This window comes from Nitratireductor soli, from assembly GCF_001050155.1.
Lineage (GTDB): Bacteria > Pseudomonadota > Alphaproteobacteria > Rhizobiales > Rhizobiaceae > Nitratireductor > Nitratireductor soli.
Map to the genome: position 1 here is coordinate 112,397 of NZ_LFVY01000004.1, position 16,637 is coordinate 129,033.

General features: G+C 66.4%; 12 protein-coding genes. 6 read left to right on the forward strand and 6 right to left on the reverse strand.

Translation table 11 applies throughout. The annotated features are described in order from the left end of the window. Position 1 precedes the first annotated feature (1 nt). Together AB843_RS06215 and AB843_RS06220 are read left to right on the forward strand one after the other, a co-directional pair. Positions 2 to 1,093, forward strand: a complete 1,092-nt coding sequence (locus AB843_RS06215; RefSeq protein ID WP_048645946.1) for an efflux RND transporter periplasmic adaptor subunit — start codon at positions 2 to 4, stop codon at positions 1,091 to 1,093. 13 nt (positions 1,094 to 1,106) lie between these two features. Next, the gene (locus AB843_RS06220; protein ID WP_048645947.1) at positions 1,107 to 4,256 is read left to right on the forward strand and encodes an efflux RND transporter permease subunit; all 3,150 of its coding nucleotides are present in this window, start codon (positions 1,107 to 1,109) and stop codon (positions 4,254 to 4,256) included. Between the two features lie 9 nt (positions 4,257 to 4,265). Here AB843_RS06220 and AB843_RS06225 read toward each other — a convergent pair whose 3' ends face one another. After that, positions 4,266 to 5,162 (reverse strand): DMT family transporter, encoded by an 897-nt coding sequence (locus AB843_RS06225; RefSeq protein ID WP_048645948.1) that lies wholly within the window; start codon positions 5,160 to 5,162, stop codon positions 4,266 to 4,268. A 104-nt stretch (positions 5,163 to 5,266) separates the two neighbouring features. Between AB843_RS06225 and AB843_RS06230 the strand changes: the two genes are divergently transcribed. Beyond that, positions 5,267 to 6,661 (forward strand): aminotransferase-like domain-containing protein, encoded by a 1,395-nt coding sequence (locus AB843_RS06230; RefSeq protein WP_048645949.1) that lies wholly within the window; start codon positions 5,267 to 5,269, stop codon positions 6,659 to 6,661. A 24-nt stretch (positions 6,662 to 6,685) separates the two neighbouring features. On the opposite strand, the gene panC is transcribed toward AB843_RS06230, so the two are convergent. From panC to AB843_RS06255, 5 genes are all read right to left on the reverse strand, one after another. Continuing rightward, a complete protein-coding gene (gene panC, locus AB843_RS06235) occupies positions 6,686 to 7,534 on the reverse strand; it encodes a pantoate--beta-alanine ligase (RefSeq protein WP_048645950.1) in 849 nt (282 codons plus the stop codon). After that, the gene (panB, locus tag AB843_RS06240) at positions 7,531 to 8,376 is read right to left on the reverse strand and encodes a 3-methyl-2-oxobutanoate hydroxymethyltransferase (RefSeq protein ID WP_048645951.1); all 846 of its coding nucleotides are present in this window, start codon (positions 8,374 to 8,376) and stop codon (positions 7,531 to 7,533) included. The genes panC and panB overlap by 4 nt, the downstream gene beginning before the upstream one ends. A 131-nt stretch (positions 8,377 to 8,507) precedes the next feature. Beyond that, complete coding sequence (locus AB843_RS06245; protein WP_244467907.1) at positions 8,508 to 9,551, reverse strand: hypothetical protein; 1,044 nt, start codon at positions 9,549 to 9,551, stop codon at positions 8,508 to 8,510. Positions 9,552 to 10,059: 508 nt separating this feature from the next. Continuing rightward, positions 10,060 to 10,440 carry a hypothetical protein gene (locus AB843_RS06250; protein WP_048645953.1) on the reverse strand — a complete coding sequence of 127 codons (381 nt, stop codon included), beginning with the start codon at positions 10,438 to 10,440 and terminating at the stop codon, positions 10,060 to 10,062. 12 nt (positions 10,441 to 10,452) lie between these two features. Then, positions 10,453 to 11,646: a glycosyltransferase gene (locus tag AB843_RS06255; protein WP_053086105.1), complete on the reverse strand. Its 1,194-nt coding sequence runs from the start codon at positions 11,644 to 11,646 to the stop codon at positions 10,453 to 10,455. A gap of 472 nt (positions 11,647 to 12,118) precedes the next feature. On the opposite strand from AB843_RS06255, the gene AB843_RS06260 reads away from it, so the two are divergent. From AB843_RS06260 to AB843_RS06270, 3 genes are read left to right on the forward strand one after another with little or no spacing between them, the layout of a single operon-like run. Next, a complete protein-coding gene (locus AB843_RS06260; protein ID WP_087587046.1) occupies positions 12,119 to 13,360 on the forward strand; it encodes a polysaccharide biosynthesis/export family protein in 1,242 nt (413 codons plus the stop codon). A gap of 24 nt (positions 13,361 to 13,384) precedes the next feature. After that, positions 13,385 to 15,739 (forward strand): GumC family protein, encoded by a 2,355-nt coding sequence (locus tag AB843_RS06265; protein ID WP_048645954.1) that lies wholly within the window; start codon positions 13,385 to 13,387, stop codon positions 15,737 to 15,739. After that, a complete protein-coding gene (locus AB843_RS06270; RefSeq protein WP_048645955.1) occupies positions 15,726 to 16,637 on the forward strand; it encodes a glycosyltransferase family 2 protein in 912 nt (303 codons plus the stop codon). The genes AB843_RS06265 and AB843_RS06270 overlap by 14 nt, the downstream gene beginning before the upstream one ends.

Below are 16,637 nucleotides of genomic sequence, written 5' to 3' on the forward strand. Positions count from 1 at the left end.
GATGTCGCTGCTTATGCTGAAACGGATTGCCCTGGTGGCCGCTGCTGCGGCTTTTTTGGCCGGCTGCCAGAAGGAGGAGACGGCCGAGCAGCCCGATCCGGTGGTGCGTGTCGAGACCGTACGCCTTGCTCCGCTGGCCGAGACGCGCACCTATACGGGCGTCGTGACCCCGCGCATCGAGGTGGCGGAAGCCTTTCGCGTCGGCGGCAAGGTCGCAGCAAGACTGGTCGATGTCGGCGACACCGTGCAGGAAGGCCAGATACTGGCGCGCCTCGATCCCGTCGATCTGAACCTGCAGCTCGAGCAGCGCCGCGCCGAACTGCGCGCGGCGACGGCCAGCCTTGCCAAGGCAGAGGCCGATGTGGCGCGCGCCCGGACCCTGTTCAAGCGCGGCCATGTCACGCAGGCCGCCATCGACGCGCAGTCGCTGGCCGTCGACGAGGCCCGCTCGCGCCACGAACAGGCCGAGCGCACCGTGGCGCTGGCCGCCAACCAGATGGATTACAGCGAACTGAAGGCCTCGGCGACCGGCGTCGTCAGCGCCGCCGCCGCCGAAGCCGGCCAGGTGGTTGCACCGGGGCAGACCGTGGTCAACATCGCCCGTCTCGACGAGAAGGAGGTTGAGGTGGCAATCCCCGAAAGCCGCCTTGCCGACCTCGAAGGATCGCAAGCCACCGCCGCTCTGTGGGCCGGCGGCGAGACCTATGCCGCGCATTTGCGCGAGGTCTCGCCGGAGGCCAATGGAACGAGCCGGACCTATGCGGTCCGCTTTTCCATTCCGCAGGCGAGCGCGGCCGTGCGGCTGGGCATGACCGCCACCGTTTCCCTGACCAAGGGGGACCCGGCGCCCGTTGCCCGCGTGCCGATGACCGCACTTCTCGACGATGGCCGTGGACCGGTGGTCTTCGTGGTCGATCCGACCTCCAGCGCGCTCGAACGCCGGCCGGTCATCGTCGAGGCCTATCAGTCGGAGAACGCCATTCTCAGCGGCGGCCTGAAGGGGGGCGAGAAGATCGTCACCCTCGGTGTGCAGAAGCTGGAAGCCGGCGCCAAGGTCCGGCTGGCCGAAATCCAGTCCGCCAGCGCGCGCTGATCGGGAGACCACCATGCAGCGCTTCAACCTTTCCCAATGGGCGGTCACCCATCAGGCCCTCGTCCTGTTCTTGATCATCGTGCTGTCGCTCGGCGGGGCCTATTCCTACGCCCGCCTCGGCCGCGCCGAGGATCCGAGTTTCACCATCAAGGTGATGGTGGTGACGGCCATATGGCCGGGGGCGACCGCCGAGGAAGTCCAGCGGCAGGTGGCCGATCCGATCGAGAAGACGCTGCAGGAGATCCCCCATTTCGACAAGGTGCGCACCTATTCGAAACCGGGCTCGACCTTCATGCAGTTGCAATTGCAGGACACGACGCCGCCCGGTGACGTGGCCGACATCTGGTATCAGGTGCGCAAGCGCGTCGGCGACATTCGCGGCAGCCTGCCCGCCGGCGTCATCGGCCCGTTCTTCAACGACGAGTTTGGCGACGTCGACAGCGCGCTCTACATGCTGTCGGGCGAGGGCGCCACGATGCGCGACCTGAAGGACGCTGCCGAAGACATCCGCCAGCGCCTGCTGCGCGTGCCGGATGTGGAAAAGGTGCGCTTCTACGGCGAGCAGGATGAGCGCATCTATGTCGAGGTGTCGCATTCGAAGCTCGCCACGCTCGGCATCGACCCGCAGGTGATCTTCAACTCCATCGCCGCGCAGAATGCCGTGACGCCGGCCGGCGAGATCGAGACGGCCTCCGACCGGGTTTTCCTGCGTGTCGAGGGAGCATTGAAGGGGGTTGAGGCGGTGGCTGCCGTGCCGGTCTCCGTCAACGGCACGGTGTTCCGCCTCGGCGACATCGCCGAGATCAGCCGGGGGTATGAGGACCCTCCGTCCTTCACCGCTCGGCATCAGGGCCGCCAGGCGATCGGCATCGGCGTGGTGATGGCCGAAGGCGCCAACATACTGACGCTCGGCGAGAACCTCAAGGCCGCGATGCAGGCGGCGCACGCCGACCTGCCGGTCGGGCTGGACGTCGAACTCGTTGCCGATCAGCCGGAAGTGGTTCAGGAATCGGTCGGCGAATTCGTCAAGGTGTTCATGGAGGCGCTGGCCATCGTCCTGGCCGTCAGCTTCCTGTCGCTCGGCTGGCGCACGGGCATCGTCGTGGCGCTCGCCGTGCCGCTGGTGCTGGCGATCGTCATGATCGCGCTCGATCTCCTTGGCATGAGCCTGGAGCGCATCACCCTTGGCGCCCTGATCATTGCGCTCGGCCTGCTGGTCGATGACGCCATCATCGCCGTCGAGATGATGGTGGTGAAGATGGAGCAGGGCTATGACCGGCTGAAGGCGGCGACCTTCGCCTGGACATCGACCGCCTTTCCGATGCTGACCGGCACGCTGGTCACCGCCGCCGGCTTCCTGCCGGTCGGGTTTGCCCAGTCGACGGCCGGCGAATATGCCGGCGGCATCTTCTGGGTGGTGACCATCGCGCTCGTTGCTTCCTGGTTCGTCGCCGTGGTCTTCACGCCCTATATCGGCGTCAAGCTGTTGCCCGACTTCCACAAGGGCGGCGCGGCTGTGGCCGGCGATCCAGTCGGTGGCGGCGGCCATCACGATATCTACGATACACGGCTCTACAATGCCCTGCGCGTCGTGATCGACTGGTGCGTCTCCTGGCGCTGGCTGGTTATCGCCGCCGTCATCGGCCTGTTCGCCCTCTCGGTCTGGTCTTTCGGCTTCGTCCAGCAGCAATTCTTCCCGACCTCGCCACGGCCCGAACTGATGGTCGAAATCCGTCTGCCGGAAGGCGCGCCCTTCAAGGCGACGGAGGCGGCCGCCCGTGAGGTCGAGGCCGTGGTCGCCGCCGACAAGGAGGTGCTGACCTACAGCACCTATACCGGCGCCGGCGCGCCGCGCTGGTTCCTCGCCTCCAATCCCGAATTGCCCAAGCCGAACTATGCCATCCTGGTCATGTACACGGAAGATGCGGCGGCCCGCGACCGGGTCAAGGCGCGGCTGCAGGACTATGTTGCCGAGGGCGGCCTGCCGCAGGCGCGGGTGCGCGTCACGGAGCTGGTGTTCGGTCCGCCCGTCGGCTTCCCGGTCCAGTTCCGCGTCGTCGGCCCGGACCCGCTCGAAGTGCGCCGCATCGCCTATCAGGTGCGTGACGTGATGGCTGAGAATCCCCGCGCGCTCGATCCCAATCTCGATTGGAACGAGCAGGCGAAGTCGATCCGGCTTGAAGTCGACCAGGACCGCGCCCGGGCACTTGGCCTGACGCCGCAGGACATCGGCCGCACGCTGCAGACCCTGTTGTCGGGCTACACGGTGACCGCCGTGCGCGACGGGATCGAGGCCATCGACGTGGTGGCGCGCGCGGTGGAGAGCGAGCGGCTCGACATCGAGCATCTGGGCGACCTGACCATCGCCACGCGCGGTGGGGCGGCGGTGCCGCTGTCGCAGGTTGCCCGCGTCGTCTACGGCCACGAGGAGCCGATCCTGTGGCGGCAGAACCGCGACATGCTGATCACCGTCCGCGCCGATGTGCCGGCCGGCGTCCAGCCGCCCGATGTCTCGGCGGAAATCCTGCCGACCCTGCAGCCCTTGATCAAGGGTCTGCCGCTCGGCTACCGCATCGAGATGGGCGGCGCGATCGAGGAAAGCGCCAAGGCCAATGTGGCCCTGTTCCAGGTCTTCCCGATCATGATCCTCGCCATGCTGACCCTGCTGATGATCCAGTTGCAGAGCTTTTCGCGGCTGGCGCTGGTGTTTGCCACGGCGCCGCTCGGCCTGATCGGCGCGGCGCTCGGCCTGCTGGTCTTCAACCAGCCTTTCGGCTTCGTCGCGCTGCTCGGCCTGATCGCGCTCGCCGGCATGATCATGCGCAACACGGTCATCCTGGTCGACCAGATCGACGCGGATATCGAGGATGGGCGGGCGAAATGGACGGCGATCATCGAGGCGACGGTGCGCCGCACGCGGCCCGTCGTGCTGACCGCGCTGGCGGCGATCCTCGCCATGGTGCCCCTGTCGCGCAATGTCTTCTGGGGTCCGATGGCGTTTGCCATCATGGGCGGCCTGGCGGTCGCCACGGTGCTGACGATCCTGTTCGTTCCGGCGCTCTACGCCGCATTCTATCGTGTACGGCGCCCGAAGGACACAGCCGAGGACACCGAGGGCGAGGGCTACGCGGCACCGCTGGCCCTGCCCGAAGCGGCCGAGTAGCTTTCCGCCTTATTCGGCGGCAACGGCTTTCCCGACGCGCTTCTGGCCGGCGAATGTCTTGGCGCCGGCCACGCAGGCGACGATCGCCACGGTGACGATAAGCATCCCGCCGGTGACCGGCTCGTTGAGCAGCAACGCCGCCAGCGCCAGGCCGAAGAAGGGCTGCAGCAACTGCAATTGCCCGACGGCGACGGTTCCGCCCTGCGCCAGGCCGCGATACCAGAAGACGAAGCCGACCAGCATGCTGAACACCGACACGTAGCCGAGCCCGATCCATGCCGAAACGGCGGGCGCATCGAGGCGTGCAGGCCAGGTGGCCATGGTCAGGACGAGCATGACGGGAAGCGAAAGGACGAGCGCCCAGCAGATCACCTGCCAGCCGCCGATCTTGCGCGACAGCGACGCGCCCTCCGCATAGCCGAGGCCGCAGACGATGATCGCGCCGAGCATCAGGAGATCGCCGAGCGGCGAGGCGGTCATGCCCTGGCTGAAGGCGAAGCCGACGACAAGCGCGCTGCCGGCGATCGAAAACAGCCAGAAGGCCGGGCGCGGCCGCTCGCCGCCGCGCAGCACGCCGAAGACCGCCGTCGCCAACGGCAGAAGTCCGATGAAGACGATCGAATGGGCCGAGGTCACGTGCTCGAGGGCCAGCGCGGTCAAAAGCGGAAACCCGACGACGACACCCAGCGCGACGATCAAAAGCGCGACGAGGTCGCCCCGTTGCGGCCGCCGGGGCTTGAGGACGAGCAGGAGGGCGCCGGCGAGCAGGCCGGCGATCGTCGCCCGCGCGCCCGTCAGGAAGACGGGATCGAAACCCATCACGGCAACGCGTGTCGCCGGCAGCGATCCGCTGAAGATCAGAACGCCCAGCAACCCGTTGGCCCACCCGCTCATCATCTTGTTCATGGCATGCTCCCTTGTGGACTCCCGTGTGCGGGAAAGGGCATGGCGGCGCCAGATACAATAAGGTACAGTTAAGCCTGACTGTAATGGTGACGCGGACAGTACGGATGAGCGAGAAAACCCTGGAGAGCAGCGCCACCCTTCTCGAAGGCGTGATGGAGACGATCCGCGGCAGGATCGCCAATCGCAGCCTGATCCCTGGGGCGAAACTGCCATCGATACGCGCCTGCGCACACACCATGCGCGTCTCGAAGTCGACGGTGGTCGAGGCTTATGACCGGCTGGCCGCCGAAGGAATCATCCGCTCGCGGCCGGGATCGGGCTTCTTCGTCACCGCGCCGCTGGCGCCGCTGTCGCTTGCCGAGATCGGTCCGGCGCGCGCGCGCGAGGTCGATCCGCTGTGGATATCGCGCCAGGCTTTGGGCGCCGGCGATGATCTGCTGATCCCCGGCTGCGGCTGGCTTCCGCCCTCATGGATGCCCGCCGATGGACTGCGCCGGGCGCTGCGTTCGGCGGCGCGCGCCGAAGCCGCGGGGCTGGTCGATTACGGGACGCCGCTTGGCCTTCCCGCCCTGCGCGCGCTGCTGGCGCGCCGCATGGCGGGGCATGGCATCGAGGCCGCGCCCGGCCAGATCATGCTGACGGATTCGGGCACCCAGGCGATCGATCTCGTCTGCCGCCTTCTTCTCAAGCCCGGCGATACGGTGCTGGTCGACGATCCGTGCTATTTCAATTTTCACGCGCTGCTCAGGGCGCATCAGGTGAACATCGTCGGCGTGCCCTACACCGTTTCGGGCCCCGACATTGCCCGGTTTGCCCAGGCCGTCGCCGAACACGCGCCGCGCCTCTACGTGACCAACTCGGCCCTGCACAATCCGACCGGCGCGACGCTGTCGCCGGTCACCGCGCACAAGCTCCTGACCCTGGCCGATCAGGCGGGGCTGACGATCATCGAAGACGACATCTTCGCCGATTTCGAGACCGACCCGGCGCCGCGGCTGGCGGCTTTCGACGGGCTGTCACGCGTCGTCTATATCGGCAGTTTCTCGAAATCCCTGTCGGCCTCGGTGCGCTGCGGCTACATCGCCGCGCCCGCCGATTGGATCGAAGGCCTGGTCGATCTCAGGATCGCCACCGCCTTCGGCGGCCCGGCCTTGTCGGCGGAGCTGGTCCTGACGCTGCTCAGGGACGGCAGCTACCGCAAGCATATGGAAGCCGTTCGCCTGCGCCTGGCGCGCGCCATGGACGAGACCGTGGCGCGGCTGCGGCGGATCGGCATCACGCCGTGGATTGAACCGCGCGCCGGCATGTTTGTCTGGTGCAAGCTTCCCGATGGGATGGACGCGGCGGCACTGGCGCGGGGAATGCTCGAGGCGAACATCGTTCTCGCGCCGGGAAACGCCTTCAGCCACGCGCGTTCGGCCGGAAGCTTCCTGCGCTTCAACGTGGCGCAATGCGAGGACGAGCGCATCTTCACCGCGCTGGCGCGCCTGGTTGCCTGACATGGTGAGACGGGCGTCGCGCGGTCAGGGCGAGACGGCGACATTATCGATGAGGCGGATGTCGCCGAGCCAGGCGGCGGCCAGGAGCCGTGCCGGCCGCGTCAGGCGACCGACGGGCGCGAGTGTCGTCTCGTCGCGCAGTTCCAGATATTCGATCATGTCGAAGCCATCATTCATCAGGGCGGAGCGGCTTGCCGCCAGCGTTGCATCGGCTTCGGCGCCGGCGGCAAGGCGCGCGGCGGCATCGAACAGGATTTCCGCCAGCCTTGGGGCAATCTCCCTCTGGCTGTCCGACAGGCGCACATTGCGCGAGGATAGCGCCAGGCCGTCACCTTCGCGCACCGTCGGGCAGCCGATGATCTCGACGGGGATGTCAAGATCGCGGGCCAGCCGCCGCACCACGTGCAATTGCTGAAAATCCTTCTCTCCGAAACAGGCGAAGTCGGCGCCGCTTTGCAGCAGGAGCTTCGTCACCACGGTCGCCACGCCGTCGAAATGCCCCGGACGATGGCCGCCGCACAGGCCCTCGCTGACGCCGCTGACCGAGACGGTGGTCGAAAAGCCGGGCGCGTACATTTCTTCCCCATCAGGGGCAAAAAGCACGTCGGCGCCCAGCGGCGCCAGCTTGGCGGCGTCTTCCTCTTCCGTGCGTGGATAGGCTGCGAGATCGGCCGCGCTGTTGAACTGCTTCGGGTTGACGAACAGGGTGACGATCACTCGGTCGGCGCGCGCCAGCGCTGCGCTGACCAGGCTGAGATGACCTTCATGCAAGGCGCCCATGGTCGGCACCACCGCGATGGTTTCGCCGGCGCGCCGCCATCTCGTCACCAGGGTTCTAAGCGCGTGAACGGTGCGGACAATGGGCAGGCTCATGCGTCTGGCACCTTCTGGCTGGCGGGGGTCGCGTCGGCGAACACATGGTCGTCGCCGGGGAAACGGCGCTGCCGGACATCCTCCGCATAGGCGGCGATGGCCGCGCCGGCATCGTCGGCGAGTTCGGCATAGCGCTTGACGAATTTCGGCCGGAAGTCGCTGAACATGCCGAGCATGTCGTCGACGACGAGCACCTGCCCGTCGCAGGCGGGCGAAGCGCCGATGCCGATGGTTGGAATGGGGGTCTGGGCGGTGATCCTGCGCGCCAGCGCGTCGGGCACCTTTTCCAGGACGACGGCGAAGGCGCCGGCCGCTGCCACCGCCGCCGCGTCGCGTTCGATCGCCGCGCCGCCCGTGCCGCGGCCCTGCACCTTGTATCCGCCGAACGTGTTCACCGCCTGCGGGGTCAGTCCGATATGCGCCATGACGGGAATGCCGCGTCGGGTGAGGAAGCCGATGGTCTCGGCCATGCTTTCCCCGCCTTCCAGCTTGACGGCGGCTGAGCCGGTCTCGCGCATCACCCGGGCGGCGCTGTGAAACGCCTGTGCGGGCGATTCCTCATAGGAGCCGAACGGCAGGTCGACCACCAGCAGCGCGCGCTCCACGCCGCGCCGCACCGCCTGGCCATGCAGAATCATCATGTCGAGCGTCACGCCGAGCGTGCTGGGCAGGCCGTGCAGCACCATGCCGACGCTGTCGCCGACCAGAACGATGTCGCAATGGGGATCGACAAGGCGGGCGATGGGGGTGGTGTAGGCCGTCAGGCAGACGAGCGGGACGCCGCCCTTGCGTGCCAGCACATCCGGCGGTGTCAGGGCCGCCGATTTTCCCGTTGCACTCAAACTGCCCTCCCTAAATGGTCTCAGGCCATCGGACACATGGCGTGGCGAGCGCGCCCGCCGATGCATCGACGCGCAGGGATATGGCATATTTTTTTGCAGTTGCGAAGGCAGGAAGAACCCGACGTCCGCACTCAGTCCTCGTCGAAAACATCATTTGGCGCGAGGATTTGCGCCAGGCCGCCCGGTTGGGTGGGGGCGCCGGAAAGGATCAACTGGGCTGCCTTCAAGGCGCCTGTGATGCGCCGCAGCACGGGTTCCGGGCCCAGCGTTTCGAGCGGCAATCCCCATTGGCCCTTGCCGGGCGTGCGCGGCGGCCAGACCGTAAGCTCGAAATAGCGCGCCGCCTTGCGGTCGATGTCGCCCCAATACTGGATGATGGTTGCCTCCGGCGCCGCCTTGGCGATCAGCCCCAGGTCGCGAATGCCCAGCCGGGGCTCGTCCATCGGCCTGAGGGCGAGCACGACCGCGTCCCAGGAATGCTCGAAAACCAGGTCGGCGCGCGAAAAGACGACGACCTGCGCGCCGGCTTCGCGCAGGCCACGCTCCAGATTGTCGGCCAGGGGATTGTCGCAGATCAGCGCCACGGCCGCGTTTGCCACAGCCACTTCCGCGACGCTGAACAATTCCAGGCACAGTGCCGGCTGGTAGTCCGCGCCGCCGACAAGCGGGTGCGATTCATTGACCGCCGAGATCGGCACGCCGTGTTCGCGGCAGGCCTCGACATCGACCTCGCCCTTGATCGACATCCAGGCTTCATGCAGCAGCGCCACCACTGCCCGATCCGGCAGCCGCTCGATGATCGACCGGGTGACCGGGCGAATGGGGTCGGAGCTTACGAGCAGATTGGTCGTCCTGCAGGTCTGGTGGTCGATCCGCTCTTCAATGCTCAGATTGCGGTTGAGGCCGGCGAGCGAGGCGAGCGCCAGCGTTGCTTCCGCCGCCTCCTCGGCCGATCGAAAGCGGTTTGTCTGCGGGGTGATCGCCGTCACGCTGGCCGCCCCGGCCACCAGGGCAAGCGTTGCCGCGGCCGCAAGATAGCCGTTGTCGGCCGGCACGACGACGCGCAACCCGGAGAGATCGAGCTCGAAGGCCCGCGCATTCCCGTGGATAAGCGACAGCATCAGGGTCGTGTCAGCTTGCGGAAACGCTCGTTCTGAACTGCCAGTGTTGGTCATCAAAATTCTTGCCCGGTTCGCCGACGTTCACCTGGAGCGGCATTCTGTTTCTCGAGCGGCACCCGCGTCTTTCCAAAGGCGCGAAGGACCGCTCTAGCCCTTGCCCCGCCTAGCCCCTCCCGGTTGGGCCGTAGGGATTTCTCCCACTGTTCCAACGTCGCCGGACACAGGGTTCCCGTCTGTTCGCCAAAGGCGCTAATGGGCGCTAGATAGCCCGGAATGGAAAACCGCTACGCCTCGATCTCCGCATGTTCTCGACCGCCCCAAGCTGTTTGAACTGCCGGAATGATAAGGCCCCGCACGCATCGCGCAGCTAGCACGTTGGTGCAAACCCACTGCGCTTAGGTGTTACGGCGCTCATCTAGTCAGCGTATCGGCGGATTCTTCCTAATCAATTTGAAAGGCGTTGCCCGACAGGGTCGAAACGGCGCTGCGGGCAGCGGCATCCAGCACGCTGGATGCCGCCGGTCCCGATTCCAAAATCGCCGAACCGCGCCGAGCCGCCGTGTCAATGCCGTGCATGCGAAGGCGAGACGCCGGCCACATGACTAAGGCCATAATCCTCGGCGAAGGCTGTCGTGCTGGCCCGCAATTGGCCGATCAGATCGATCTGCCGCTCCAGCGCCTCCATGCGCTTGGTATAGTCCTTCAACGACTGCGTCAGACCGTCGATCCGCTCCGAGAGCCCGGTATTCTGTGCTTCGTCTTCGTAATATTGCTGCGCGAAGGCGGCGCTGACGGCGGCATTCTCATAACGCTGCTGAAGTCCGAACTTTTCCGACAGGAGCCCCGCTTCGATCCCGTCCAGCGTGCTGAGCAATCTGGCGAAGCGGAGCGTGTCCGTCCGGTGGTCGCGTCCTTCGCCGCGCATGCGAAAACCGATCTGCATTGGGGCTCTCCATCAAGGATCGTTTCTCATCGCTTTCGCCGCCACCGCCGCCTGCCCGCCGCGCGCAGCAGTGGCCCGGATGGGCAGCGATGCCGGGCGCCGCGCACGCTGCTGCTGCCTGCGACCGAGCTCCTGGTCGATAATGGCCTGCATCCGATGCTTGAAGTTCGCCTCGCTGAACTGCAGCGCGTGAGCGCGGATGAGATCGGGCCTGAAGGTCGTCTCGATTGCCTCGAACCGCTGCACCGCCTCGATCAGGCCGTCCTCCGACTGGTCGTCGAAGAGGATGCCTGTATGATCGGCAATGACGCTGTCCAGAGCGCCGCCGCTGGCATGGGCGATGACCGGGCGTCCGCTCGCCATGGCTTCCACCGGCACGATGCCGAAATCCTCGGTGCCGGAGAAAACCAGCGCCCTGCAGCGGGCGAGCTTTTCCTTGAGAACGGGGAAGGGCGCGCGCCCGAGGAACGACACCGTCGGGCCGGCCATGCGTTTGAGCGTGGCGGTTTCGGGACCTTCGCCGATGACGACGAGATAGCGGCCCATCCGGGTAAACGCCCTGACCGCCAGATCGACGCGCTTGTAGCCGACGAGCTGGCCGACGGTGAGATAGAAATCCTCGGTGGCCGCCACGGGGGCGAAATCATCGACCGAGACCGGCGGGTTGAGAACCGTGGCGTTGCGCCGGTAGTATTTCTCGATCCGGTCGGCCACGTGCCGCGAGTTGGCGACGAAGGCGTCGACGCGGGCGCTGGTCGTCACATCCCAGACCCGCAGGGCCGGCGCGATCCACGGAAACAGCAGGCGCGGCAGAAAACCCAAGCCGGCGCGATAGAAATGGTAGTGGTCCCACAGGTAGCGCATCGGTGAGTGGCAATAGCAGATATGGGTCGCCTGCGGCCCCGGCGTGATCCCCTTGGCGGGACCGGACTCGCTGGACAGAACCAGATCATATTGCGACAGGTCGAGGCTCTCGAGCGCGAACGGCATCAACGGCAGAAGCGATTGATAATGCCGTTTCGCGCCGGGAATTTTCTGCAGGAAGGATGGCGTGATCTTGTGCCGCTTGATCTTCTCGGAGATTTTTTTCGGGTCATAGACCAGGGTGAAGATGTCGGCTTGCGGGTACATGTCGCAAAGCGCCTCGACGACCTTTTCGCCACCGCGCATGGACACCAGCCAGTAGTGAACGATCGCCACGCGCAATGCGGTGTCTCCCAGAATTTTCGCGTCGAGTTTTCGCGTCGGGTTTTTCTGGCCGATCATGGCGGCAACCGCCGGTGCGGGCACGCCGTCCATCCGGCTTGCCGCTTGTCTGAACGGAGGAGCGGGACGCTCGAATGGGCTAGGTCTTCATCCGATCGTGCGCGGCACCGCCCGTCGCGATGCGGGGCCTGCCTCGAATATGCGCTGCGCTTAGGCCGGCTAGCCGAAAGGGACTAGGCGAAAACCGTCGCGACGGTATTTACCCGGCGCCGATTCGACCGATGATCAGCCAGGGCGTAAGGCGCAAGGCGCCGTTTCCGACGCCCGCGAATCGGACGGAGGCATCGGGGCAGGCATCATGGCGGGAACGGGGATTCAGCGGGCGCGCATATCTGGTGGGCTTTGGCGATATCTTCCGGCCGGCCGGCTATCGCCGCTGGCGATTGTCCTGGTCTGGAGCCTTGTTTCGGCAATGGCCCCCGCACGCGCCGCCGACGACTTCCGGCTTCTGCCCCAGACCCGCATCAAGATCAGCGTTGTCGAATGGGTCGAGGCCCAGGGCGAGTATCGCGAATGGACGGCGCTCAACGGTGAATATGCGGTGTCGAAATCGGGCATGATCGCCCTGCCGCTGGTCGGCGAGGCCGAGGCCAGCGGGCTGACCACCGAGGCGCTTGCTGCCGGCATCGCCGATGCGCTGCAGCGCAGGACCGGGCTTGTCAGCCCGCCATCGGTGACTGTGGAGGTCATCCGTTACCCGTCGATCTATGTGACCGGCAGCGTCGACCGGCCAGGCGAGTTCGAGTACCGGCCGGGCTTGATCGTATTGCAGGCGCTGGCCATGGCGGGCGGGCGTGTTCGCAAATCAGATCTCGCTGGCGGCTATTCCGAGCTGGAACAGATTCGCTATGCGGGCGAATTGGGGCGCATCGAGCTGGAATTGCTGCAACGCCTGACACGGCGCGCGCGCCTCGAAGCCGAGCTCGCCGAGCGCCCGGAGATCGAGTTCGCCGCCGCCCTTGCCGAAGCGCCGTTCGCCGCGCATGCGGCCCAGTTCGCCAGCGATGAGGACGCCATCTTCAAGGCCCGCACGGAAGCGTATGAGCGGCAGCTTGCTTCGCTGACCGAGCTTGGCGCGCTGTTTCGCGAGGAGATCAAGATTCTCGGCGAGAAAGTCACGGCGCAGGACCGGCAGATCGCTATTGCCGAGGACGAGCTTCGCGACATCGCCAAGCTGGTCAAGAGCGGCACCGCCACCAGATCGCGCGAGACGGGGCTGGAACGCGTCGTCGCCGACCTGCAAAGCAGCCGGCTCGATCTGGCCGTCGCCTCGATGCGCGCCCAGCAAAGACTGAGCGAAACCGATCGCGACGCGCTCAGCCTGAAGGGAGCGCGGCGAACGGAAGTCGGCACGGCGCTGCAGACCGTCAATCTCGAAATCGACGATCTCAAGCTGCGGCGCGACGTAACCGAACAGCTCTTGCAGGCGACCGGTGCGTCATTGAACCGGCGCCAGGATCGCGCCTTCGAGCAGCAGCCGCTGCATTTCACCGTGATCCGTGGTGGCGTGGCCGGCAAGCGCCAGGAAGCGCTCGAGACAACCTCGCTGCAACCCGGCGATGTTTTGGAAGTGCATCTCGATCTGGCGGGCGCCTCGATGCCGCCGCTCGCCGCCGCAGCAACCGAACAAGCTGGCCGCGCCACGCCCCGCTGACGCGACAAAGGAACGGAACGAACCATGGTGGTCCAGGACATTCGCAAGTTCCCAAGCGGTGAGTACGCAAGGCCGGGCAATGACCTGCCGCAGGAGTATATTTCCTTTCGCGACATCTGGTCTTTCCTGCGCCGGCATCTCCTGGTGCTGGCCTTCATGACCGGGCTCGGCGCCGCCCTCGGCGCGCTCTACATCGCCGAGACGCAACCGACCTATTCGTCCATCGCCCGCATCGTCATCGACCGCGAGCAGGCGCGCATCGCCTCGCAGGACGCCTCCACGGGGACCATCATCATCGAGGCGGCGGAAATCGCCAGCGAGGTGGAGATCGTCAAATCGGAGGCCATCGCCCGGTCTGTCATCCACGAGCTCAACCTCACCGAGGATCCGGAAATCCGCGACAGCACGTCCTGGCGCTCGGCGGTCCGCCGCGCCTTCGCTTCCCTGGCAGCGCTGTTCGCCGGTTCGGCCGAACCGGCCGGCAACCCGGCGGCGGCTCCCGACGAGGAAGACATCATGCGCCGCACCATGGCTGGCTTCCTTGGCCGCGTGTCGGTGCGCCGCGTCGGGCAATCCTACGTGCTGGAAATCGGCTACACCTCGACCGATCCCGTCAAGGCGGCCCGCGCGGCAAACGCCATCGCCAACACCTATATGCGTTCGACGCTGGACGCCAAATCCGCGATCGTCGCGCGTGGCGCGGACTGGATCCAGGACAAGCTGATCGAGATCGGCAAGCAGGCACGCGAGGCCGCGCTCAGCGTCGAGCAATTCCGCAACGGCAACGACATCGAGCAGGTGGGAACGGCGGCGTCGCTCGATCAGCAGCAGCTGGCCGAGATCAGCGCTCAGCTTCTGGCAGCTCAAGCGAGCACGGCAAGCGAGGCGGCCCGGTTGGAGACGATCAACCGCCTTCTGCGCGGCGACCTGGCCGATGGTTATGTCGCCGAGGCGCTCAACAATGCCGAGATCAACCGCCTGCGGGGAGAACTCGGCGCAGCGCGGTCCCGGCTCGAAGTGCTTGGCGGCCGCTATGGCGCGGACAGCGGGCCGGCACGTGCCGTGCATGATGAGATCGCCCGTCTCGAAGGGCAGATCAGAAGCGAGCTGCTGCGCATCCAGGGCGTCTACAAGGCCGGCCTCGACACGGCCCGTGCCCGCGAGGCCCTGCTGCAGACCCAGCTTGAGGGGATCAAGGGCGGCGTTTCGCAGAAGAACCTGGCGCGCGTCGAACTGACCGAACTGGAAAGCCGGGCGACCACGTATCGGCGCATGTATGAAAGCGTGCTGCAGCAACTCATCGTCACGTTGCAAAAACAATCCTTCCCGATCGGCGATGCGCGGATGGTGACCGCCGCGACGCCGCCGCTGGCCAAGACCTGGCCGAAAACGACCCTCATCATCCCGCTGTCGCTGATGCTGGGCTTTGCCGGTGGTCTCGGCCTGGCCGGTTTGCGCGACGTGCTCGACCGGCGCATCAATTCGGGCGAGAGGCTGGGCCGCGAGCTTGGCCTGCCGACGCTCGGCTACGTTCCCTTCACCCGGTTTCGCACGAGCCGGATCGCCGGTGGCCCGCCGGAGCCGGCCGCGGCCTTGCGCTACGTGCTGGATGCCCCTTATTCGGGATTCTCCGAAGCGTTGCGCAGCGTCAAGAACTCGATCGACGCGGCTTTCCCGGCGAATGGGCCAATCATCGTCGGGGTCACCTCCGTCGGCATCGGCGAAGGCAAGACGACCATCGCCACCAACCTCGCCCAGCTCTACAGCAATGAGGGCGTTGCGGTGGTTCTGGTCGATGCGAGTTTCACCAGCCCGAGCATTAGCCGACTTGCCAAGGGGCGCGGCTCGGCGCTTGGCCTCTCCGTCTGCGGCGCGACGGCCATGCCGGCCACGATCGAGGATGACGATAAACCGGCGCGTCGCAAGCCGGGCGAGGGAGAGTTGGCGCTGCATGAATGGTCGGTCGTCACCCATGAGACCACCCCCTCATTGGAAGACCCGCCCATCCTCCCGGTGTTGACGGTCGACCAGATCAAGCAGGCGGCGCATCCGGGGCATCGCTACGGCCACTTGCCGGCGCTGAAACAACAGCTCGAAACGCTGCGCGGCCGCTACAATGTGATCATTGTCGACCTGTCGACCTTTGCCACGTCGGCTGACACCCGCGTCATCAGCGCCTATCTCGACGGTATTCTGGTGGTGCTTGGCAACCGGCGCAAGATGACCTTCGAATGGTTGGCCGGCGCGCTGGCGACGTTTGGCAAGTCGCGCGTCGGCGTGCTCGGCGTCGTGTTCAACCGAACCCTCAGCCAGAAGAGCTGGCCGGCCGCCGTCCGCGGCGCATTGCGGCCCCGCAGGTGGCGCAATGGCGCCGCGTGAAGCCCGGACCCCGGTCCATCGCCTGGCCGTCGGCATCGCCACCACCGGCCGCCGCGACATTCTGCGCGCCGCCTTGCCGCATTTGCAGCAACAGACGCGGCAGGCGGACTTGATCGTCATCTGCGCAGCAGAAGAAGCTGACGTCGATCAGACGGCGCTTGGCGAACTCGCCGCCCGCACCCGCATCGTCTTCGCCAAGCGCGGCCTGTGTTGCCAGCGCAACCGCATTCTGGCCGGTGTTGCCGACGCCGACATCCTCCTGTTCCTCGACGATGATTTCCTGATGGCGCCAACCTATCTGGCGGAGACAGAGCGCATTTTCGCGGCGAATCCCGATGTGGTGATGGGCACTGGAACGGTCGATGCGGACGGCATTTCGGGACCCGGCATCGCCTTTTCGGACGGCGTGCGCATTCTCCATCGCCCGGGGCAGGCGACGGGTCGGCTGTGCGAAAGCCCGGTCTACAACGCCTATGGATGCAACATGGCCGTCCGCATGGCGACCGTTCGCGCGCATCACCTGGCGTTCGACGAGAATCTGCCGCTATACGGCTGGCTGGAAGACGTGGATTTCAGCCGCCAGATGGCCCGCCATGGCCGCATCGTCCGCTCGGGTCGGTTGCGCGGCGTGCATCTGGGAACCAAGTCCGGCCGGACCTCGGGCGTGCGTCTTGGCTATTCGCAGATCGCCAACCCGATCTATCTGATGCGCAAGAACACGATGAGCTTTCGCCATGCGGGGCCGCAGATGGCGCGCAACCTCGTCGCCAACGCGCTACGCCTGGCGGCGCCCGAACCCTGGGTCGACCGGCGCGGGCGATTGCGCGGCAATCTGCGCGCCCTGGCCGATCTCTGCCGCGGGCGGCTTGCGCCGCAAAACGTCACGGCGCTGGAGTAG